The 19,832-nt window shown below is 36.7% G+C and carries 17 protein-coding genes; 8 read left to right on the top strand and 9 right to left on the bottom strand.

Annotation, left to right across the window (positions count from 1 at the left end; genetic code table 11):
• Nucleotides 1-15 precede the first annotated feature (15 nt).
• The 4 genes from miaB to RHO11_09480 form a co-directional block, all read right to left on the bottom strand.
• Nucleotides 16-1,443, bottom strand: coding sequence for a tRNA (N6-isopentenyl adenosine(37)-C2)-methylthiotransferase MiaB (gene miaB / locus RHO11_09495; GenBank protein WVD60724.1), 1,428 nt, complete (start codon nucleotides 1,441-1,443; stop codon nucleotides 16-18).
• Between the two features lie 226 nt (nucleotides 1,444-1,669).
• The gene (locus RHO11_09490; protein ID WVD60723.1) at nucleotides 1,670-2,845 is read right to left on the bottom strand and encodes an amidohydrolase; all 1,176 of its coding nucleotides are present in this window, start codon (nucleotides 2,843-2,845) and stop codon (nucleotides 1,670-1,672) included.
• A 25-nt stretch (nucleotides 2,846-2,870) separates the two neighbouring features.
• The gene (locus RHO11_09485; protein WVD62881.1) at nucleotides 2,871-3,902 is read right to left on the bottom strand and encodes an MFS transporter; all 1,032 of its coding nucleotides are present in this window, start codon (nucleotides 3,900-3,902) and stop codon (nucleotides 2,871-2,873) included.
• Nucleotides 3,884-4,057: a hypothetical protein gene (locus RHO11_09480; GenBank protein ID WVD60722.1), complete on the bottom strand. Its 174-nt coding sequence runs from the start codon at nucleotides 4,055-4,057 to the stop codon at nucleotides 3,884-3,886. The genes RHO11_09485 and RHO11_09480 overlap by 19 nt, the downstream gene beginning before the upstream one ends.
• Before the next feature lie 242 nt (nucleotides 4,058-4,299).
• Here RHO11_09480 and RHO11_09475 point away from each other — a divergent pair, with 242 nt between their 5' ends.
• Nucleotides 4,300-5,199: a LysR substrate-binding domain-containing protein gene (locus RHO11_09475; GenBank protein WVD60721.1), complete on the top strand. Its 900-nt coding sequence runs from the start codon at nucleotides 4,300-4,302 to the stop codon at nucleotides 5,197-5,199.
• Nucleotides 5,200-5,699: 500 nt separating this feature from the next.
• Here the strand turns inward: RHO11_09475 and RHO11_09470 are convergent, their stop codons facing one another.
• Together RHO11_09470 and RHO11_09465 are read right to left on the bottom strand one after the other, a co-directional pair.
• A complete protein-coding gene (locus RHO11_09470; protein WVD62880.1) occupies nucleotides 5,700-6,539 on the bottom strand; it encodes an IS3 family transposase in 840 nt (279 codons plus the stop codon).
• A 14-nt stretch (nucleotides 6,540-6,553) separates the two neighbouring features.
• Entirely contained in the window at nucleotides 6,554-6,847 is a 294-nt protein-coding gene (locus tag RHO11_09465) for a transposase (GenBank protein ID WVD60720.1), read from the bottom strand.
• 265 nt (nucleotides 6,848-7,112) lie between these two features.
• Here RHO11_09465 and RHO11_09460 point away from each other — a divergent pair, with 265 nt between their 5' ends.
• On the top strand, nucleotides 7,113-7,937 hold the full coding sequence (locus RHO11_09460) for a tetratricopeptide repeat protein (protein WVD60719.1): 825 nt from the start codon (nucleotides 7,113-7,115) through the stop codon (nucleotides 7,935-7,937).
• Between the two features lie 41 nt (nucleotides 7,938-7,978).
• Here RHO11_09460 and ppc read toward each other — a convergent pair whose 3' ends face one another.
• Nucleotides 7,979-10,618: a phosphoenolpyruvate carboxylase gene (gene ppc / locus RHO11_09455; GenBank protein ID WVD60718.1), complete on the bottom strand. Its 2,640-nt coding sequence runs from the start codon at nucleotides 10,616-10,618 to the stop codon at nucleotides 7,979-7,981.
• A 580-nt stretch (nucleotides 10,619-11,198) separates the two neighbouring features.
• On the opposite strand from ppc, the gene glnA reads away from it, so the two are divergent.
• The 5 genes from glnA to RHO11_09430 all read left to right on the top strand — a co-directional run bounded on the left by glnA (nucleotide 11,199) and on the right by RHO11_09430 (nucleotide 16,809).
• On the top strand, nucleotides 11,199-12,608 hold the full coding sequence (gene glnA / locus RHO11_09450; protein ID WVD60717.1) for a glutamate--ammonia ligase: 1,410 nt from the start codon (nucleotides 11,199-11,201) through the stop codon (nucleotides 12,606-12,608).
• Nucleotides 12,609-12,706: 98 nt separating this feature from the next.
• Nucleotides 12,707-13,759: a nitrogen regulation protein NR(II) gene (gene glnL, locus RHO11_09445; GenBank protein ID WVD60716.1), complete on the top strand. Its 1,053-nt coding sequence runs from the start codon at nucleotides 12,707-12,709 to the stop codon at nucleotides 13,757-13,759.
• An 11-nt stretch (nucleotides 13,760-13,770) separates the two neighbouring features.
• Nucleotides 13,771-15,297 (top strand): nitrogen regulation protein NR(I), encoded by a 1,527-nt coding sequence (gene glnG / locus RHO11_09440; GenBank protein ID WVD60715.1) that lies wholly within the window; start codon nucleotides 13,771-13,773, stop codon nucleotides 15,295-15,297.
• Between the two features lie 291 nt (nucleotides 15,298-15,588).
• Nucleotides 15,589-16,185, top strand: a complete 597-nt coding sequence (locus tag RHO11_09435) for a DNA starvation/stationary phase protection protein (GenBank protein WVD60714.1) — start codon at nucleotides 15,589-15,591, stop codon at nucleotides 16,183-16,185.
• Nucleotides 16,186-16,260: 75 nt separating this feature from the next.
• A complete protein-coding gene (locus RHO11_09430) occupies nucleotides 16,261-16,809 on the top strand; it encodes an NAD(P)H-dependent oxidoreductase (protein WVD60713.1) in 549 nt (182 codons plus the stop codon).
• Nucleotides 16,810-16,849: 40 nt separating this feature from the next.
• Here RHO11_09430 and RHO11_09425 read toward each other — a convergent pair whose 3' ends face one another.
• Entirely contained in the window at nucleotides 16,850-17,620 is a 771-nt protein-coding gene (locus RHO11_09425) for a TerC family protein (protein WVD60712.1), read from the bottom strand.
• Nucleotides 17,621-17,727: 107 nt separating this feature from the next.
• On the opposite strand from RHO11_09425, the gene mutH reads away from it, so the two are divergent.
• Nucleotides 17,728-18,408 (top strand): DNA mismatch repair endonuclease MutH, encoded by a 681-nt coding sequence (mutH, locus tag RHO11_09420; GenBank protein ID WVD60711.1) that lies wholly within the window; start codon nucleotides 17,728-17,730, stop codon nucleotides 18,406-18,408.
• On the opposite strand, the gene argA is transcribed toward mutH, so the two are convergent.
• Entirely contained in the window at nucleotides 18,405-19,736 is a 1,332-nt protein-coding gene (gene argA / locus RHO11_09415) for an amino-acid N-acetyltransferase (GenBank protein ID WVD60710.1), read from the bottom strand. The two genes, mutH and argA, sit on opposite strands and share 4 nt — an antisense overlap.
• Nucleotides 19,737-19,832 lie beyond the last annotated feature (96 nt).

The following is a 19,832-nucleotide window of genomic DNA, read 5'->3' as shown; positions in this document are numbered from 1 at the left end:
AAATATTTTTCACCATTAAGGGCGATAAATTTCCACACCGAGCGCATCCGCTTTCTGAGTTTTAGCAATAATAGAGCTTGGTGATAGGCTAATTCGTAAATCCATCTCATCTTCAGTACGAATCACTTTACCACGTAATGAATTTGGATAAACATCGGTGATTTCAACATCTACAAATTTACCAATCATATCAGGTTGCCCCTCAAAATTGACGATACGGTTATTCTCAGTGCGTCCCGTTAGCTCCATTAAATCTTTTTTAGATGGACCTTCAACTAATACTCTTTGCACAGTACCCAACATTTTACGACTAAATTGCATAGCTTGCTGATTGATTCGTTCTTGTAAGATATAAAGACGCTGTTTTTTCTCTTCTTCTGAAACGTTATCTTCCATATCTGCTGCTGGTGTTCCTGGTCTTGCAGAATAAACAAAGCTATAACTTAAATCAAAATTAACATCAGCGATCAGTTTCATCGTCTGCTCAAAATCTTCCTGTGTTTCACCTGGGAAACCAACAATAAAGTCAGAGCTAATTTGAATATTTGGACGAACTTTATGTAACTTACGAATAATTGATTTATACTCAAGTGCAGTATGTGTTCGCTTCATCAGATTAAGCACACGATCAGAACCACTTTGTACTGGTAGATGTAAATAACTAACTAGTTCAGGTGTATCTTGATAAACTTCAATAATGTCATCAGTAAACTCAATTGGATGACTAGTCGTAAAGCGAATACGATCAATACCATCGATTGCCGCAACTAAACGTAATAACTCGGCAAAAGTACAAAGGCCACCATCAAAAGTTGGACCACGATACGCATTTACATTTTGTCCCAGTAAATTTACTTCACGCACGCCCTGCGCTGCCAACTGTGCAATTTCATAAATGACATCATCAAATGGTCGACTCACTTCTTCGCCTCGGGTATAAGGTACCACACAATAAGTACAATACTTATTACACCCTTCCATAATAGAGACAAATGCTGTCGGGCCTTCACTACGAGGCTCGGGTAAACTATCAAATTTTTCAATTTCAGGGAAACTAACATCAACAATATGCGTGTTTTCACTGCTACTAATACGGTTGATCATCTCTGGTAAACGGTGAAAAGTCTGCGGGCCAAAGATAATATCGACAAAAGGGGCTCGTTTACGAATATGTTCACCTTCTTGTGAAGCGACGCAGCCACCAACACCAATAATAATATTCGGATTATGTTTTTTTAAATTTTTCCATCGGCCTAACTGATGAAATACTTTTTCTTGTGCTTTTTCCCGAATAGAACAGGTATTTAATAATAAAATATCGGCTTCTTCGGCATCTTCAGTTAATGTTAGACCATGGGTAGATTCAAGGAGGTCGGCCATTTTTGATGAGTCATACTCATTCATCTGGCAGCCCCAAGTTTTGATATGTAATTTTTTGCTCATCAATAACTCAGCTAGTTGTAATTGTTAAAATGAAAACGGCTTTAAATCCGCGATTTTAGCGAGTTGTATTGTAATGCTTTGTTGAAAGTGAATCCAGATAAAAATAAATTGATTTAATTATGACCAGTTCGCCCCGTTATAAAATGGCAAAAAATAGAAAGAAAGAGGGTAATGAGTACGATATTAAAATATAGTGCTCATTACCCTCTTAAAATACCAATAAAAATTATGATATTAAAAGCTGTTGAACGAAGCCAACATGCATTTTTACGCCGATATCTAACACATCTTCGTCTAAAATAAATTTCGCATTATGTAGACCTACTGTCGTACCTTTTGCTTTATTACCCGACCCCATAAATAGGAAACAACCTGGGACTTTTTCTTGATAAGAAGAGAAATCTTCACTACCAAACATTGGTGCTGAGGCGATAATAAGATTGTCTTCACCAACCACATTGGTGATCACTTGTTGCGCAATATCACAGGTTTCTTCAGCATTATCACCAATGGTATATCCCGTTGTCCATTTAAACTCATAATCCGCACCATGAGCTTGAGTGATACCAGCGACAATGCGTTCCATCAATTGTGGTACCTTCTGACGAACATCTTTATTGTGAGTTCTTAGCGTACCAGCTAAATGCGCGGTTGTAGGAATAACATTATAGCTATCGCCAGCCTGAAATGTTGCAACAGTTAATACTGGAGCATGTAGTGGATCAAGATTACGCGCCACAATTTGCTGTAATGCACTAACGACTTCTGCACCAATCGTAATTGGATCGATACAGTTTTGAGGCATCGAGCCATGACCCCCAACACCTTTAATCGTAATATCAAAATTATCACTCGAAGCACTAAATACTCGACGCTTAAGGGAAATTTTACCGGTTTCAATATTTGGAAATACATGCAGTCCAAAAATCATATCTACATTATCGAGAACCCCTTTTTCGACTAGCTCTTTCGCACCTCCTGGTGGCACTTCTTCCGCAGGTTGGAAAATGAAAAGTACATTTCCTTTAATTTGAGCTTTAAGTTGAGCAAGAACTTTTGCCGCACCTAATAACATTGCCGCGTGTGCATCATGCCCACAAGCGTGCATGACGCCTGTATTTGTTGAACTAAAAGTTTCACCACTACACTCAGTGATAGGTAACGCATCAATATCCCCTCGTAAAGCAATCGTTTTACCAGATTGCGCACCTGCCAAATAAGCTGTCACACTAGTGGGAGTTGGACGACTTAGTTGTAGTCCTTCAATTTTTTCCAATTGCTCATAAATATAATTAGCAGTTTTTTGTTCATTGAATGTTAAATCTGGATATTGATGAATATGACGACGCCATCCAATAACCTCATTTTTGACCGATTCAATTAAAGTATTTACAGTTTGCATAATTCGACTCCTATAATTAATTATTTCAAGCTAATTCGTGTTGTGGTTTTTTCAACGGTAACACGATTAACGCAGCCAGTACCATTCCAGCTGAAAGAAACATAAAGGCAAAAGAAAAATCGCCTGACATAGCACTATTTTCACTAGAGATCATAAAACCAATAACGATTGGAGAAACAAATCCACCTAAAGTCCCGCCTGTATTAACAACTCCCATAGCAGAACCAATCACATTGGCAGGTAGCCATTTCATTGGTAAAGTGAAAATAGTGACAAAAGAGGTCATCAAAAAGATATAGGCAATAAATAGGAATATAGCCGATACGATAATATTTGAATTAAAATAGACTAACCAGATACAAACCGCAGAAATAAGTGAACTCACAAAAATAACTCTCTTCTCTCTATTTCGCATATATTTTCCAACGAACCATCCACTACCAATAGAAGAAATCCACTGAGCTACGCCACCAAAAGCCATGACATATGCTGCCCATTCTAAATTTAGATCTCTTGCTTGTACCAAATATTTAGGTAGCCAAAGCATCAAACCATACGCTGGAATATTAACGCCAAATATAGCAATAAAAAGTAATACCACTACTGGATTTTTCAATAGTGAAAAATACGATATTTTCGGTTCTGAATTCACCGCAGTATTGGTACCACTTTTCTTCAAGTTAGGAACACCGACTAAAATTAATAATGCAACTACAAACGCGATAAGCGCTAAGTCAATATAGGTCCAACGCCAACCAATTAAGCTCAAAGTATAACTAACTGCAATTGGCCCTATAATCATAGCGACACCGCTTGAAGAGAGTAAAATGGACTGAGCTAATGTTCTTTCATCTACTGCAAAATTAGAAGAGACTGCCTTTGCGCATGAACAAGGATAGCCTGAATGCCCGACTCCAGCTAAAAAACGGAAAGTGATTAATAACGCAATCGTTGAGCCGATAAAGCCAAAAAGAAATGCACAAGCCCCGATTATGACCAGAGAAAGCAATAACACTTTTTTATAGCCAATACGATCATTTAACCAACCGGCTGGAATTTGAAATACCGAATAAGAAAGAATAATCCCGTAATATAACCAACATCTTTAGTTGAAAGATCAAGCTCTTTACTTATATCTATCATGGCTAAACCAATTACTGTTTTATCGATATAAACAACTAAATAACCGATAAAAAGTAGTAATATCATCATATATCGTTTTCTATTTTCATGCGCTCACCTTAAATTAAATGGAATAATCCGTTGTAGTTTTATTCGGTATTCATAATAATAAAATGTGATCCAGATCACAAAAATATCATTATATTACAATGTATTAGTTAATATTCATTAATATATATTCCCTTTCTCTTTATAGGGGAATACTATTTTCCACCATGTGATAACAAAAACTGATAGGTCTAGGCATAAAATATTTACCTAAAATTGGTCAATTGAAAGTTTTTCAAGCAATTATTAAATACGGCAGTATTAGGGCAGCGTCGCGCGCATTAAACCAATCGCAGCCTGCACTAACTCGGTCAATGAAAGAGTTAGAAAGTAGCCTAGGCACAGCATTAATTATCCGCGGCGTTCGCGGTGTTCAATTAACAGAAGCGGGACGACTATTCTCAATTAGAATGGAAGTAATTTTAAGTGAACTACAAAAGGCTACTGAAGAGTTACAATATGTGAATGAACAAGCCGAAGGTTATTTGCGAATTGGCTGCTCCTCTTTAATTTTGTTAACTATTTATCCAAAAATGTTAGCTGAGTTTAAAAAATTCTTACCCAAAGCCAGTCTATTTTTAAAAGAGGGACAACTTTCAGTACTCATGCCTGAGTTACGAGAAAACAAATTAGATTTTGCCATTGGCACTGTCTCTGAAAATATACCACTCAATGAATTTATTGAAGAACCCTTATTTAAAGCACCATTTACTATTTTATGTCGAAAAGGACATTCTTTAGAAAACTGTACAGACCTAGAGCAACTACGTAGTGCTAACTGGTTAGTACCTGCAACCGATATGGGCTACTATCAGCAAATACAAAATTTTTTACAAAATACCTATAATCAATTAGATTCGGCACCACTATTTACTGATTCGATAATATGTGGTCTAAATTTAGCACTGAAAAGCGATTATTTAATGATCATCGCTTATGCAATGTCAAAACCGTTATTATTAGATCATGCTTTGTCTGAAATAAAACTACAATCTCCTTTACCAGAAGCGACCTATAGTCTTATTTATCCAAGAAATACTCCTTTAACATTAACAGCTAACCGAATGATAAAAATTTTACGTTGGCACAGTAAAAATACCGATTGGAATCAACTCTACAATTAAGCTAGCAGAGTTCGGCTAGCTTTATTCGGTGAGCAAGTCTGTAAATTAGCTCAGAATCACATACTATCCCTATTAAATTTGTCCGTTTTTCAATCAATAAAACTTAAATTTAATAAAAATTATTTATACTTTAAAAAAATTAAATACCATAAAAATAATAAATACGTCTCATTACTTTAAAAAGTAAGTGTTCACTATCAATAATAAGCTTATTAATAACTGACTTATTGATTTTTTTGGAAAAAAATAATAATCGATTAAGATTATCAATAGTTATCAAGTCATCTTTACCACGATTTTTTATTAATCAACAAGTACTATTATCGATCAAAATCTTTATGTATAATTTACAAAATTTATACTGAAAATGCTTATTAAGAATTTGATTGGATATGTGTGATGACCCTAACTCGCCCATTTATTGTATTATTATGCTTGTTGATTTTTATATCGACTACACTGATCTGCCCACATTTTAGTGGAGAGTTATTTTCAAATTATTAAATCATTTTTTCTTCAAATTGAACAGGTGATAAATAGTTTAAATATGAATGTTTTCTTACTCGGTTATAGTAAACCTCAATGTACCACAAGATCATCGATTTAGCTTGTGCCATATTTTCTAGTTTGTGTCGGTAAATCCATTCTGTTTTTAAGGTATGGAAAAAGCTTTCAGCCACCGCATTATCCCAACAGTTACCTTTGCGACTCATACTACACGTTAAGCCATAAGCCGTTAATATAGCTTGGTAATCATCGGAACAATACTGGCCACCACGGTCACTATGAACAATCACTTTACTTGGATAGCCCCGATGAAGCAAAGCCATAGTTAAGGCTTGACAAACTAGCGAGCTTTCCATATGCGTATCCATCGCCCAGCCTATGATTTTACGAGAGTAGAGATCAAGTACAATCGCGAGGTATAACCACTGTCCGTTCACTTTAATATAAGTTATATCGCATACCCAAGCTTGATTAGGTGTGTCCATGGTAAAGTGCCTATCTAAAATATTTTCAGCGACCGGTTTGTTGTGGTTACTGTGCGTTGTTTGTTTATACTTTTTGCGTTGTTTTGCTTTAAGGTGAAGCTTGTGCATTCGTCGACGAACTCGTTCACGTGATAAACAATAGCCTTCCTCCAAAAGTTCGACATGTAAACGCCGATAACCATAGAGATGCCGATGATCTTCAAATAGTGTTTCAATCTTTTTGTCAAGCTGCTGATTAAACACTGTTCTCTGAGACGGTAATCGCTTTAAATAGGCATAGTAACCACTACTTGACACGTCAAATAGATGAAATAAACGACGCTTAGATAGCGTGTTTTGCTTTTTAATAAATTCGTACCTTGCTATTTCAGGCTCGCAAAGTACTGAGCGGCCTTTTTTAGGATATCGATCTCCTTTTTACGTAGCTCAAGCTCTTTTTTCATCGCTTTATTTTGACGCTCAAGTTCGTGATAGTCTGGTTTTTTATTTGATTTTATCGCTTGATGGGTTGGTTTATTCATCGTTTGGTACATCCAATTACAAAATGTTTTGTAATTTATACCTAAATCATTGGCTGTTTGTCGATAAGTTTGTTCGCTATTTAGGGCTAAATTGATCGCTTCTTGTTTAAATTGGGGATCGTATTTTTTACTCATTTGAGACTCCTTTTTTGTTACTAAAAAGTCTCCACTAAACTAGGAGCACATCACACATGCCAATACACTAACTCAAAATTCAGCTTCATCAACAAAGATCATAATTAATGACCCTTCTGCATTAATCCCATCATTACAAGCTGCCGCCGAAAAAGGTGATGCCGATTCACAATATTCTCTTGCTAATATCTACCAACAAGGACTGGGTACCGAAACGAACTATATCAAAGCCGCATTTTGGTATAAAAAAGCGGCTGATCAGGGAATGGCAAAAGCGCAAAATAACCTCGCAAATCTTTATGTTGATGGGCTAGGAGTCAATCGAGATTTACTAAAAGCATTTGAATACTACCAAAAAGCCGCTAATCAACATTTTGCTTTAGCGCAATATAATTTAGCATTAGCCTATAAAAATGGTACGGGTACAACTAGAAATATATTACTTTCAATCGATTGGTTCACATTAGCGGGTCAACAAGGCATCTCTGATGCTAACTTAAATATCGGACTAATCTACTTTTTTGGTGATGGCATTCCACAAAATAAAAAAATTGCAGCAGATTGGTTTAGTAAAGCGGCTAAAGAGAGTAATAGCGAAGCCCTGTATTATTTAGCGGTCATGTCTGAAAAGGGTGATGGAATCACGCAAGATTATCTTGCCGCTATTTATTGTTACACCGAGGCTGCGGAGCATGATTATGTACCGGCTATGTATAATCTAGGTATTATGTATGCAACAGGAATCGGAACTAAACCGAATAATTCGAAAGCAGCTTACTGGTTTACAAAAGCCGCAGATAATGGCAATGTTGATGCCCAATTTAACATTGGTGTAATGTATGATATTGGTGGTGGCGTTGAGCAAGATCCGGTAAAAGCTGTTGAATGGTATATTAAAGCGGCAGAGAATGGCAGTATGGATGCGCAATATAATTTAGCAACAAAATATCTTGATGGTAATGGTATTATTAAAAATAAGGGCCGAGCTATCTACTGGTTTACTAAAGCCGCCGAACAAGGTGACGAAGATGCAAAAGCCAATTTAGCCGAGTTACTAAGACAAGATGAATACAACGACGAAACTGATTAAAAAAAAAGATTGGCACATGAATATGCCAATCTTTTTTGACCTTAACCTGAGTTACGCATACCAGCAGCAATACCCGATATAGTAATCATTAACGCCTGTTCAACAATTGAATTTTCTTGTGGATTTTTACGTGAACGCTCGAGGAGTTCAACTTGCAGTAAGTTCAACGGTTCGATATAAGTATTTCGTAACGCGACAGATTCGGCGATCCACGGTAAATCAGCCATTAAACTATCATCATCAGTAATTTTTAATACTGTTTCAATATCCTCTTTTAACATACTACATAGCATATCACCTAGATGCCACATTGAACGGTCAACTAATCGTTTTTCATAGTATTGGTAAATATTGGTATCAGCTTTAGCATAAACCATTTCCAGCATACCTAGGCGCGTATTAAAAAACGGCCAGTGATAATACATCTCTTTTAGTAGATTTTCTTTTCCATCTGTTATTGCGCCTTTTAAGGCCGTACCTGCTCCAAGCCAAGAAGGTAACATCAAACGATTCTGTGTCCATGCAAAAACCCAAGGAATAGCGCGTAAGCTTTCGATTCCGCCACCTTTGTTACGTTTCTGGGGACGAGAACCGAGAGGCAAGCGACCCAATTCAGCTTCGGGGGTCACTGCACGGAAATATGAGACAAACTGAGGCTCATCACGGACATAATGGCGATAACATTGGCAGGATTTTACCGACATTTCATCCATGATATCTCGCCATGCTTGTTGCGGATTAGGTGGCGGCAATAAATTTGCTTGTAAGATAGCTGAAGCGTAAAGCATGAGACTACTCAACGCAATTTCAGGCAACCCTAATTTAAAGCGAATCATTTCCCCTTGTTCAGTGACTCGTAGTCCACCTTTTAAAGAGCCTGGCGGCTGAGAAAGTAAGGCTGCATGAGCAGGTGCACCACCTCGACCAATTGAACCACCTCGACCATGAAATAGTGTTAGTTCAATTTGGTAATCTGCAAAAAGTTTAACCAGTTCTTCTTGTGAACGATATTGTGCCCAAGATGCAGCAAGTGTTCCGGCATCTTTTGCTGAATCGGAATAGCCGATCATAACCATCTGTCGACCATTAATTTTTTCTCGATACCACGGAATATCAAGCAATTTTTGCATCACTGATTTGGCGTTATTAAGATCATCTAATGTTTCAAAAAGCGGTACAATCGGAATCTCTTTCTGGCAATTTGCTGATTTCAGTAATAAGCAGACAGCAAGAATATCAGACGGCGTTTTCGCCATTGAAATGACATAAGCCGCAATTGACTCTTCTCCCGCATGAGCAATAACTTTGCAAGTATCAAAAACCTCTTTTACTTGTTCTTCCTGCTGCCATTGGTAAGGGAGTAAAGGACGATTAGAGGCCAATTCAGTTAATAGAAATTGTTGTTTTTCCTCTTCACTCCATGAAGCATAACTCCCGATTTTTAACTCTTGTGTCAATGCATCAAGAGCTTGTGTATGGAAAGAGCTATCTTGACGAATATCTAAACGTACCAATTGTAAACCAAAACTTTTAATACGACGTAATGTGTCCAATAATGGCCCATGAGCGATGGTTGACATACCACAAGCAATCAGCGAGTTATAGCACATATACAGTGGTTGCCATAATTGCTCATTTTTCAACAAAATATCAGCTGGCGGTAAAATATCCTCTTCATTGAGGAGCGATTTTAAGTATAAATGGGTATTAACTAATCGAATTCGTAATTTTTTCATTACGACTCGGTATGGCTCAGCACATTCAGTACCTACAGCAAGATAATCTAATACATCGTCTGTACATTCAGACATTGATAATTCACGAACAAGAACTTGAATATCCGCTAAAAATAACTCTATCGCTTTAATACGCGCTTGCAGCATTACTTTCGCAGTTATCTTAGCCGTTACATTAGGATTTCCATCACGATCTCCCCCCATCCACGAGGTGAATTTTATTGGCACTTGCTCAACCGGTAATTGCTGATCAAAAGCATAGACTAATTGATCATTAAATTCTCGAAGGAATAAAGGAACACCTTCCCATAAACTGTCTTCAATGACAGAAAATCCCCATTTTGCTTCATCAATAGGTGTTGGTCGCTGTTTACGTATTTCATCTGTATACCAAGCTTGACAAACAAGCTGACGAAGCCGACGCATAATACGGTCTTTTTCATAATCCGCTAAATCATCATGATCTAGCTGGGAAAGACAATTGTTAATTGAGGTATAAGTATTAATTAATGTTCGACGATTAATCTCAGTAGGGTGTGCAGTCAAGACCAATTCAATTGAGAGTTTATCAATCGCCTGGCTAATCGCGCTTCGATCAATATTTTGTGTTTTAAGAATATTGAACAACTCAGTTAATTTCTGTGGGCTACTAACAGCTTCACCATGTGGAGAGATACCATAATACTCTGCAGCGGTATTAGCTAAATTTAAAAATTGGTTAAATGCTCGAGCGATAGGTAATAGCTCTTCATTACTTAAATTTTTAATTGCATCAAGAAGCTCATCATGAGCAGCGCTATCACCCTGTTGGCTAACTTTAGCAAGCTGGCGGATATGCTCAACACGATCTAGTGTTTCTTGACCAGCTGCTCGAGTTATTGCATTACCTAACAAGGTACCAAGCATATTTACATTACTCTTCATCAGTGAATAATCTGTATTCATAGTATCCTCAAGATTGTCATATCGAAATAATAGATCGAGTATTATTAACGTATTTTAAAAAATTTTGCTATATCGATGATCAGTCGATTCACATGAATTAATTATTATAAAATAGGTATCATATATTTTCAGTCTCACTACTTTATAATAATGCCAAGATAAAATTAAATTATAAAAATTTATATTCGCATATCGCTTACTAATTCTAGTTATGGTTAAGCTATGTTTATATGGTATTGCAATAGACAAAATAGATAAAAATTATCTTAGGTTACTTAAATTAAAATAGAGAAAATGATTTCATAATTGCCGCTATGATCACAATCTTATTCAAAAACTTATCACTATTGCATTAATATGGTGCATTTATTCTATTTTGGTGCAAGAATATGATGACAGCAAATTAAGATATGATACCGAATCGGTAGATAGTTTTAAAAAAAATATAACCCATTAAAATAAAACAAATTATTTTTATTATAGTAGAAATAACAAAATTGGCATCCTTTTTGCTTATACTTTTTTACAAGAAGTTAATTTAATAATTGTTTGTATTTCGTCCTAATTGTGGAGAATAAATATGTCTATAGAAAAAGTTTTAACAATGATCAAAGAAAATGAAGCTAAATTTGTCGATTTACGTTTTACTGACACAAAAGGGAAAGAGCACCATATTACTATCCCTGTGAGTCAAATTGATGCAGATTTTTTTGAAGATGGCAAAATGTTTGACGGCTCTTCAATTGGCGGATGGAAAGGGATCAATGAATCAGATATGGTATTAATGCCAGATGTATCAAGTGCTGTAATCGACCCATTCTATGAAGATACAACAATGAATATCCGTTGTGATATTTTAGAGCCAGGTACACTACAAGGTTATGAAAGAGACCCGCGTTCAATTGCTAAAAAAGCAGAAGAGTTTCTAAAATCATCAGGTATTGCTGATAGCGTTATTTTTGGACCTGAGCCTGAGTTTTTCTTATTTGATGATGTCCGTTTCGGTACACCGATGTCTGGTAGTTTTGTCCACATCGATGACATCGAAGCTGCATGGAATACAGGTACTAAATATGATGAAGGTAATAAAGGTCATCGTCCAGGCGTAAAAGGCGGTTATTTCCCAGTTCCACCAGTCGACTCATCACAAGATATTCGTTCTGCAATGTGCTTAATTATGGAGCAGTTAGGATTAGTTGTTGAAGCTCATCACCATGAAGTTGCAACAGCAGGACAAAATGAGATCGCATGTCGTTTTAATACATTAACCAAAAAAGCAGATGAAGTGCAAATTTATAAATACGTAGTGCAAAACGTTGCCCATGCGTATGGTAAAACAGCAACATTTATGCCAAAACCAATGTTCGGTGATAACGGTTCAGGAATGCACTGCCACCAATCATTATCTAAAGATGGTGTAAACCTATTTGCGGGTGATAAATATGCGGGCTTATCTGAAATGGCACTATTTTACATCGGTGGTATTATCAAGCATGCCAAAGCAATTAATGCTTTCTCTAACGCAACAACTAACTCATACAAACGTTTAGTTCCGGGTTATGAAGCACCAGTAATGCTAGCTTATTCAGCACGAAACCGTTCTGCATCAATCCGTATCCCAGTTGTAAGCAGTCCAAAAGCGCGTCGTATTGAAGTGCGTTTCCCAGATCCAACAAGTAACCCATACTTATCATTTGCAGCACAGTTAATGGCTGGACTTGATGGTATTATCAATAAAATTCACCCTGGTGATGCGATGGATAAAAACCTCTATGATCTACCACCAGAAGAGTCTAAATTGATTCCACAAGTTGCTGGTTCATTAGAAGAAGCGTTACAAGCACTTGATGCAGATCGTGAGTTCTTAACTCGCGGTAATGTATTTACAAATGATACTATCGATGCTTATATCACATTAAAAACTGAAGAAGTTGATCGTGTAAGAATGACTCCACACCCAGTTGAGTTTGAACTTTACTACAGTCTTTAATTATTAAAGCCAATAAATACTTACTACACCATACATAAGATGAGTAGTAAGTATTTTAATAGCAAACGAATTAAGAACAGCTCATCAGGAGGCGCATTTTGGTTGCAAAACGATTTTCTGAAACTGATGCTATTCTTAATTCGGTTCTAACCAATATTCTTGTGCTAGATAGCAACTTGAATATTATCTATGCCAATATGGCAGCCCAACAGCTTCTAGCCCAAAGTACCAAAAAACTTTATGGTGCTTATTTTCCCGATTTACTTCATTACTTTTCATTAGATATTTCGTTAATGAATACTGCGTTAGCGCAAGGACAAGGTTTTACCGATAATGAAGTCAACATTGTGATACATGATCAACTCTATGTTTTATCCTTAACGGCACAACAGTTTAATCGAGATTCGATTCTAATCGAAATGACGCCACTGAATAATCATAAACGTTTATCACAAGAGCAGATACAACAAGCGCAACAAGTTGCAGCCCGAGATCTGGTTCGTGGTCTTGCACATGAAATAAAAAATCCGCTTGGTGGATTACGGGGAGCAGCCCAACTGCTAGCCCGTGAATTACCACAAAATGAGTTACAAGATTATACAAAATTAATTATTGAACAGGCTGACCGATTAAGAAATTTAGTCGATAGGTTACTTGGTCCTCAACATGTGTTGCAACAAAAAACGGCTAATATTCACCAAGCAATTGAACGTACTTATGCGCTATTAAAATTAGAGAAACCAGATAACATTACCATTGTACGAGATTATGACCCAAGCCTACCCGAGCTATTTCATGATCCAGAACAGATAGAACAAGTTATTTTAAATATCGCCCGTAATGCACTACAAGCCTTAAATAACCAAGTGGGCGGTGAGATTATCATTAAAACACGGACAGCATTCCAAGTCACTATTCAAGGTTCCCGCTATCGTCTGTGTGCCAGAATTGATATTGAAGATAATGGGCCAGGTATCCCGATGTCTTTACAGGACACTATTTTTTACCCAATGGTCAGTGGTCATGAAAATGGTTCCGGTTTGGGACTATCTATCGCACGTAATATTATCGATCAACATCATGGAAAAATTGAATTTAATAGTTGGCCAGGGCATACCGTCTTTTCTATCTATTTGCCTATTCGCCAATGAGGAGTCATCTGATGAGCTACCACCTTAACAATATAAAGCCAGCTATTGACTATAGCGATCAGGCTATATCATTTAACAAAAAACAAGTTTGGGTTATCGATGATGATAGTTCAATCCGCTGGGTATTAGAAAAAGCCTTAACACAAGCTGGTTTTATCTGTACCTGTTTTGAAAATGGCCAATCGGCACTCAATGCGCTGAATACTACAGTGCAAAAACCAGCCGTATTGATTTCAGATATCAAAATGCCAGAAATGGATGGTCTAACACTGCTGAATTTAGTCAAAGAACAGTACCCATCATTACCCGTTATTATTATGACAGCTCACTCGGATCTTGATGCTGCGGTTAACGCTTATCAGCAAGGTGCATTTGATTATATTCCAAAACCATTCGATGTTGATGAAATGATACTACTCGTTGAACGAGCGATCATTCAGAACCAAGAACACCTCTCGGCACAAATAGAAAAGAAAGCACCGTCAACAGGAATTATTGGTGAAGCCCCAGCAATGCAAGAAGTATTTCGTATTATTGGTCGTTTATCAAAATCATCAATCAGCGTATTAATTAATGGTGAATCAGGAACCGGTAAAGAGTTAGTTGCACAAGCGCTACATACGCATAGTCCAAGAGCCAATGCGCCTTTTATCGCTTTAAATATGGCCGCAATCCCAAAGGATTTAATCGAGGCTGAGCTATTTGGTCACGAAAAAGGAGCTTTTACTGGCGCGACACAAATCAGACATGGTCGTTTTGAGCAAGCCAATGGCGGAACGCTTTTTCTCGATGAAATCGGCGATATGCCACTTGATATACAAACACGCTTATTAAGAGTCCTTGCCGACGGTCAATTTTATCGAATCGGTGGATATGCGCCAGTGAAAGTCGATGTAAGAATCATTGCCGCAACTCATCAAAATTTAGAGAATCGCGTTAAAGAGGGTAAATTTAGAGAGGATCTCTTCCACCGCCTCAATGTGATTCGTATTGTACTCCCTGCACTACGCGAAAGGGCAACGGATATTCCGACATTAGCACAACACTTTTTACAAACTACGGCAAAAGAGCTTGGTGTAGAGCCTAAAGTATTATTACCAGAAACTCAGCAAGTGCTATCTCGCTTAAACTGGTCGGGTAATGTGCGACAATTAGAAAATGTCTGTCGTTGGCTAACCGTTATGTCATCAAGTAAAGAGATACTGCCGCAAGATCTACCATCAGATTTAATCGTAGATTCGGTATCCAATGATGCGAGTAAAAATAGTGATGAATCTAAACATATTAATTCACACACATCAGAGACCGATCACTTATCTGAAGAGTGGCAAAAACAATTAAAAATCTGGAGTAAACAAGCGCTTACTGCTGGTAAAGAGAATATTTTGCCAGATGTAAACTATCACGTTGAAAAAATTTTATTAGAAACTGCACTAGACTTTACCCGCGGACATAAACAAGATGCCGCTAAATTACTTGGTTGGGGCAGAAATACCTTAACTCGTAAATTAAAAGAATTGCATATTCATGATAAGTAATTTTATGCTGTTTAGAGTGCCGTAATTATTATAATTTTATCCATCTCAAAAATTGCGGAAGGTATTGGTATAATAACCTTCCGCACTACCGAAACAGAACGACTATCATTAGATCATATTCAAAAAGATAATTATCACTATTTAATAAAATACAATAACAATAATAGTTAAAAATTTTGTTATTTTACTGGACATTAATATACTAAGGTTGTAATTTTATAACCAATAACCGCAGTGTTATTAATGAATTTAGATAAAAATTCAATTATGGTTAAAACAAGGAGATTTATTATGGCTAAAAGTGCTTCTACTGAAAAAAAAGCAACACCAACAAAAAGTGTTAAACAAGCAACTGATAAAAAAATTGAACAAGCTAAAAATTTACAAAAAGCGCCAATTTTGTTCCCAACTGATTTAGGTGAAAAAGCTTCAAAAGATATTTCTGCAGCAATGAACTCTGTTTTAGCTGATGTATTTGCATTATATTTAAAAACTAAAAATTTCCATTGGCATGTTAGTGGTCCTCACTTCCGTGACTACCATTTAATGTTTGATGATCAAGGTACAGAACTTTTTGCTATGACAGATCCAATTGCAGAACGAGTTCGTAAATTAGGTGGTACGACACTACGCTCTATCAGTCATATCTCTAAATTACAAAGTATTTCTGATAACGATGCTGCTTTTGTTGAACCATCAGATATGTTAGCTGAACTTTGTCAAGATAATATCAAACTAACATCTCGTTTACGTGCAGCACATGAAATTTGTGGTAAATACAATGACACAGCAACAGCAAGTTTAATTGAAGAGTGGATTAATCAGGCTGAACAACGTGCTTGGTTCCTATTTGAAACTAGCCGTAAATCAGACTCTTCTGGTCACTAATTCTCTCGTCTTCAAAAAGCCAACACACTACCCTCGGTAGTGTGTTTTCTCAGTTTCATTTCAAGTGGGGTTTATATGAGTAGCACAATCGCTGTATTAGTAGGTAGTTTACGTAAAGAATCTTATAATCTTAAAGTAGCTAAAGTACTTGCCCAAATCGCACCAAGTTCACTGAAATTAAAAATTATTGAAATTGGCGATCTACCTTTTTATAACGAAGACATTGATGGCGCGACTCCACCTGCAGCCTATACAAGATTCAGAAATGAAATTGCGGGATGCCAAGGTGTTTTATTTGTTACCCCTGAATATAATCGAAGCTTCCCTGCTGTAATCAAAAATGCACTCGATGTTGGTTCTCGCCCTTATGGTAAAAGTGTATGGGCAAAAAAACCAGCAGCCGTTATTTCTGTTTCACAAGGTGCTATCGGTGGCTTTGGGGCTAATCATCATTTACGTCAACCACTAGTATTTTTAGATATGCCAACATTACAACAGCCTGAAGCTTACTTTGGTAACGTTGCCCACTCTTTTGATGAAAATGGTCATATTGTTGAAAAAAGCGAAGCTTTTTTACAACAATTCATTAATGCTTATGCAAGCTGGTTTGAAAAAGTAAAATAGATGACTATCATATATAAAAAAAAGCCCTAATGGGCTTTTTTTATTTCTGTGCTTTTCTTACTTTTCGCTCTCTTAGCAAATTAAGCGTTTCAACCGCTAATGAAAAGAACATTGCAAAGTAAATATAGGCTTTAGGTACATGAATATGTAAGCTTTCAACAACTAACACAAGACCGACCATAACTAAAAAGACAATCGCCAACATTTTAATTGGTGGATTTGCTTCCACAAAATCACCAATCGTTTTCGCTGCAAACATCATTATCAGTACAGCAATAACAACAGCTAAAATCATAATAAATATATGATCAGATAATCCGACAGCAGTAATAACCGAGTCTAGACTAAAGACAATATCTAACACCATAATTTCAGCAATCGCTTTGCAAAAAGAGAGTTGTTTCACTTTTTTATCTTCATGATGATCGATATTAAACATCTCTTTAATTTCAAGGGTACCTTTCCAAACTAAGAAAAGCCCACCTAACAATAGTACGATGTCTCGAGCGGAAACAGCAAACACATCAACTAAAGCGCTGACATCAGCGTTAGAGCCCAAGAGTTGCCATTGATAAATATAAAAGAGAGGATGGGATAATTTAACAACCCAAGCAAGCGATGCGAGTAATGCAATACGCATAATCATTGCACCGCCTAACCCTAGTCTGCGAGCAAAATTTTGTTGATGCTTTGGTAATTTTGCCACAACAAGAGAAAGGAAGATGATATTATCAATACCAAGAATAATTTCTAAAAAAGTTAACGTGGTTAATGCAAGCCACGCATTCGGATCAGCTACCCATTCAAACATAATAAATACTTTACATAATTTTGTGTTTGTCTATTATACGATAAAATATTAAATTAATGCTATATTTGTACTTATTGATGTGATTTAAATTATCACATATAACGCCGATGAAAATACAACCTAAGCCCACCAGTGAATCAATGTTAATGGCAAAAGCGCGAGAGATTGCCGGTTACTCTCTGGGTGATATAGCTAAGAGTATTGACTTACCAATTCCCCCTGATTTAAAGAAGAAAAAAGGCTGGGTAGGCCAACTGCTCGAACTCTATCTTGGTGCTGACGCAGGTAGTAAAGCTGAACGCGATTTTGCTCATTTAGGTATTGAACTAAAAACTATCCCGATCAACCAATTAGGCTATCCACTCGAAACAACATTCATCTGCGTTGCACCTTTGGTTGAGAATCATGGAATTACTTGGCAAAGTAGCCATGTAAAGTATAAATTAAATAAAGTATTATGGATTCCGGTTGAGGGAGATCGCGCAATTCCACTCGCTCAAAGGCGTGTAGGATCCCCGATATTATGGCAACCATCCGCAGAAGAAGAGCAACAATTAAAGCAAGATTGGCAAGAGTTAATGGATATGATTGTTTTGGGCAAAATAGCGAATATCACCGCCAAACATGGTGAATTTATCCAAATTAGGCCTAAAGCGGCCAATGGAAAAGCACTAACCGAAGCCTTTAACGAAAATGGCGAGTTAATAATGACTCGCCCTAGAGGATTCTATTTGAAAAAACAGTTTACAGCTCGCATACTAACGAACTATATAACCTTATCTCGTTAATGTTCAATGTCTAACATCAATATTTTCGAATTACGCTGATAATTATATAGCTGCTTTTTCTTAATCGGCAAATTATCAACTTCAGCAGGAATAAAGCCTTTCTCTCTGAACCAGTGAATACTACGTGTTGTTAAAACAAATAGCTTAGTTAATTTCATTTTTTGTGCTTGTTCAACCAATTTTTCTAACAGCATATCGCCTCTTGCAGAGCTACGATAATCAGGATGAATAGCGACACAGGCCATCTCTGCCATTCCCTCTTCAAAATAAGGATACAGCGCAGCACAACCAATCGTAATATTATCACGTTCAATAATAGTAAATTTATCAATTTCCATTTCTAACTGTTCGCGAGAACGTCTAACGAGAATACCTTGTTCTTCAAGTGGTTTAATGAGTTCTAAAATACCACCGATATCATCAATAGTGGCTTTACGAATTTTTTCAGAATGTTCCATCGCAACTTGAGTACCAATACCATCACGAGAGAAGATCTCTTGTAATATCGCACCATCAACTAAATAGCTCACTAAATGACTACGATGCACATGATTACGACAAGCTCGAGATGCCGCACGTAGGAATCGAATATCACTCGATAAATGCTGACCATTCTGTTCTCGCATTTTGACATACTGATCAGCATCGGCAGGAAAGAGATCCGTAATAACATTACCATTGCTATCTAAAATGCCTTGCTCTGCACAAAAACCAATTAACTTATCCGCTTTAAGTTTAATCGCAACTTCAGCCGCCACATCTTCTGATGATAAATTGAAGCTTTCCCCGGTTACCGAGACACCAACAGGCCCAAGAAGAACTATCGAACCATGATTAAGTTGTTCCATAATGGCTTCACAATTAATGCGGCGAATTTTTCCGGTATGACAATAATCAATCCCATCATCAACACCCAATGGTTGAGCGATAACAAAATTACCACTGACAACATTAATATGTGAACCTTGTAGAGGCGTATTGTTTAAACTCATTGATAAACTTGCGGTAATATTCAATTGCAATAAACCCGTCACTTGTTTAACGATATCAAGGGTTTTGGCATCAGTAATACGAGTATATTTGTAATACTTAGGTTCAATATGCTGTTCTTGTAGTGCTTCATCAATTTGATTTCGAGCACCATTAATAATCACTAATTTGATTCCTAAACTATGCAATAAACCGAGATCATTAATAATATTTGCATAGTTGTTACTCTTTAATGTAGCCCCTGTAAGTAAAATCACAAATGTTTTACCTTGATGCGCATTAATATAAGGAACCGAGTGTCTTAAACCTTTAACTAATTCTGTTGTTCGCTCTTTCATTCTCACAACCAAAATGAATAAATATGCAATAATTATGTATTTTTATTTATTTTTTAGCAAATAGCAAGTGATTTTATGCAAATCATATTAATTAAG

The sequence above is a fragment of the Orbaceae bacterium BiB genome, assembly GCA_036251205.1.
GTDB lineage: Bacteria > Pseudomonadota > Gammaproteobacteria > Enterobacterales > Orbaceae > Orbus > Orbus mooreae.
This window is presented reverse-complemented; position numbering and strand designations above follow the sequence as displayed.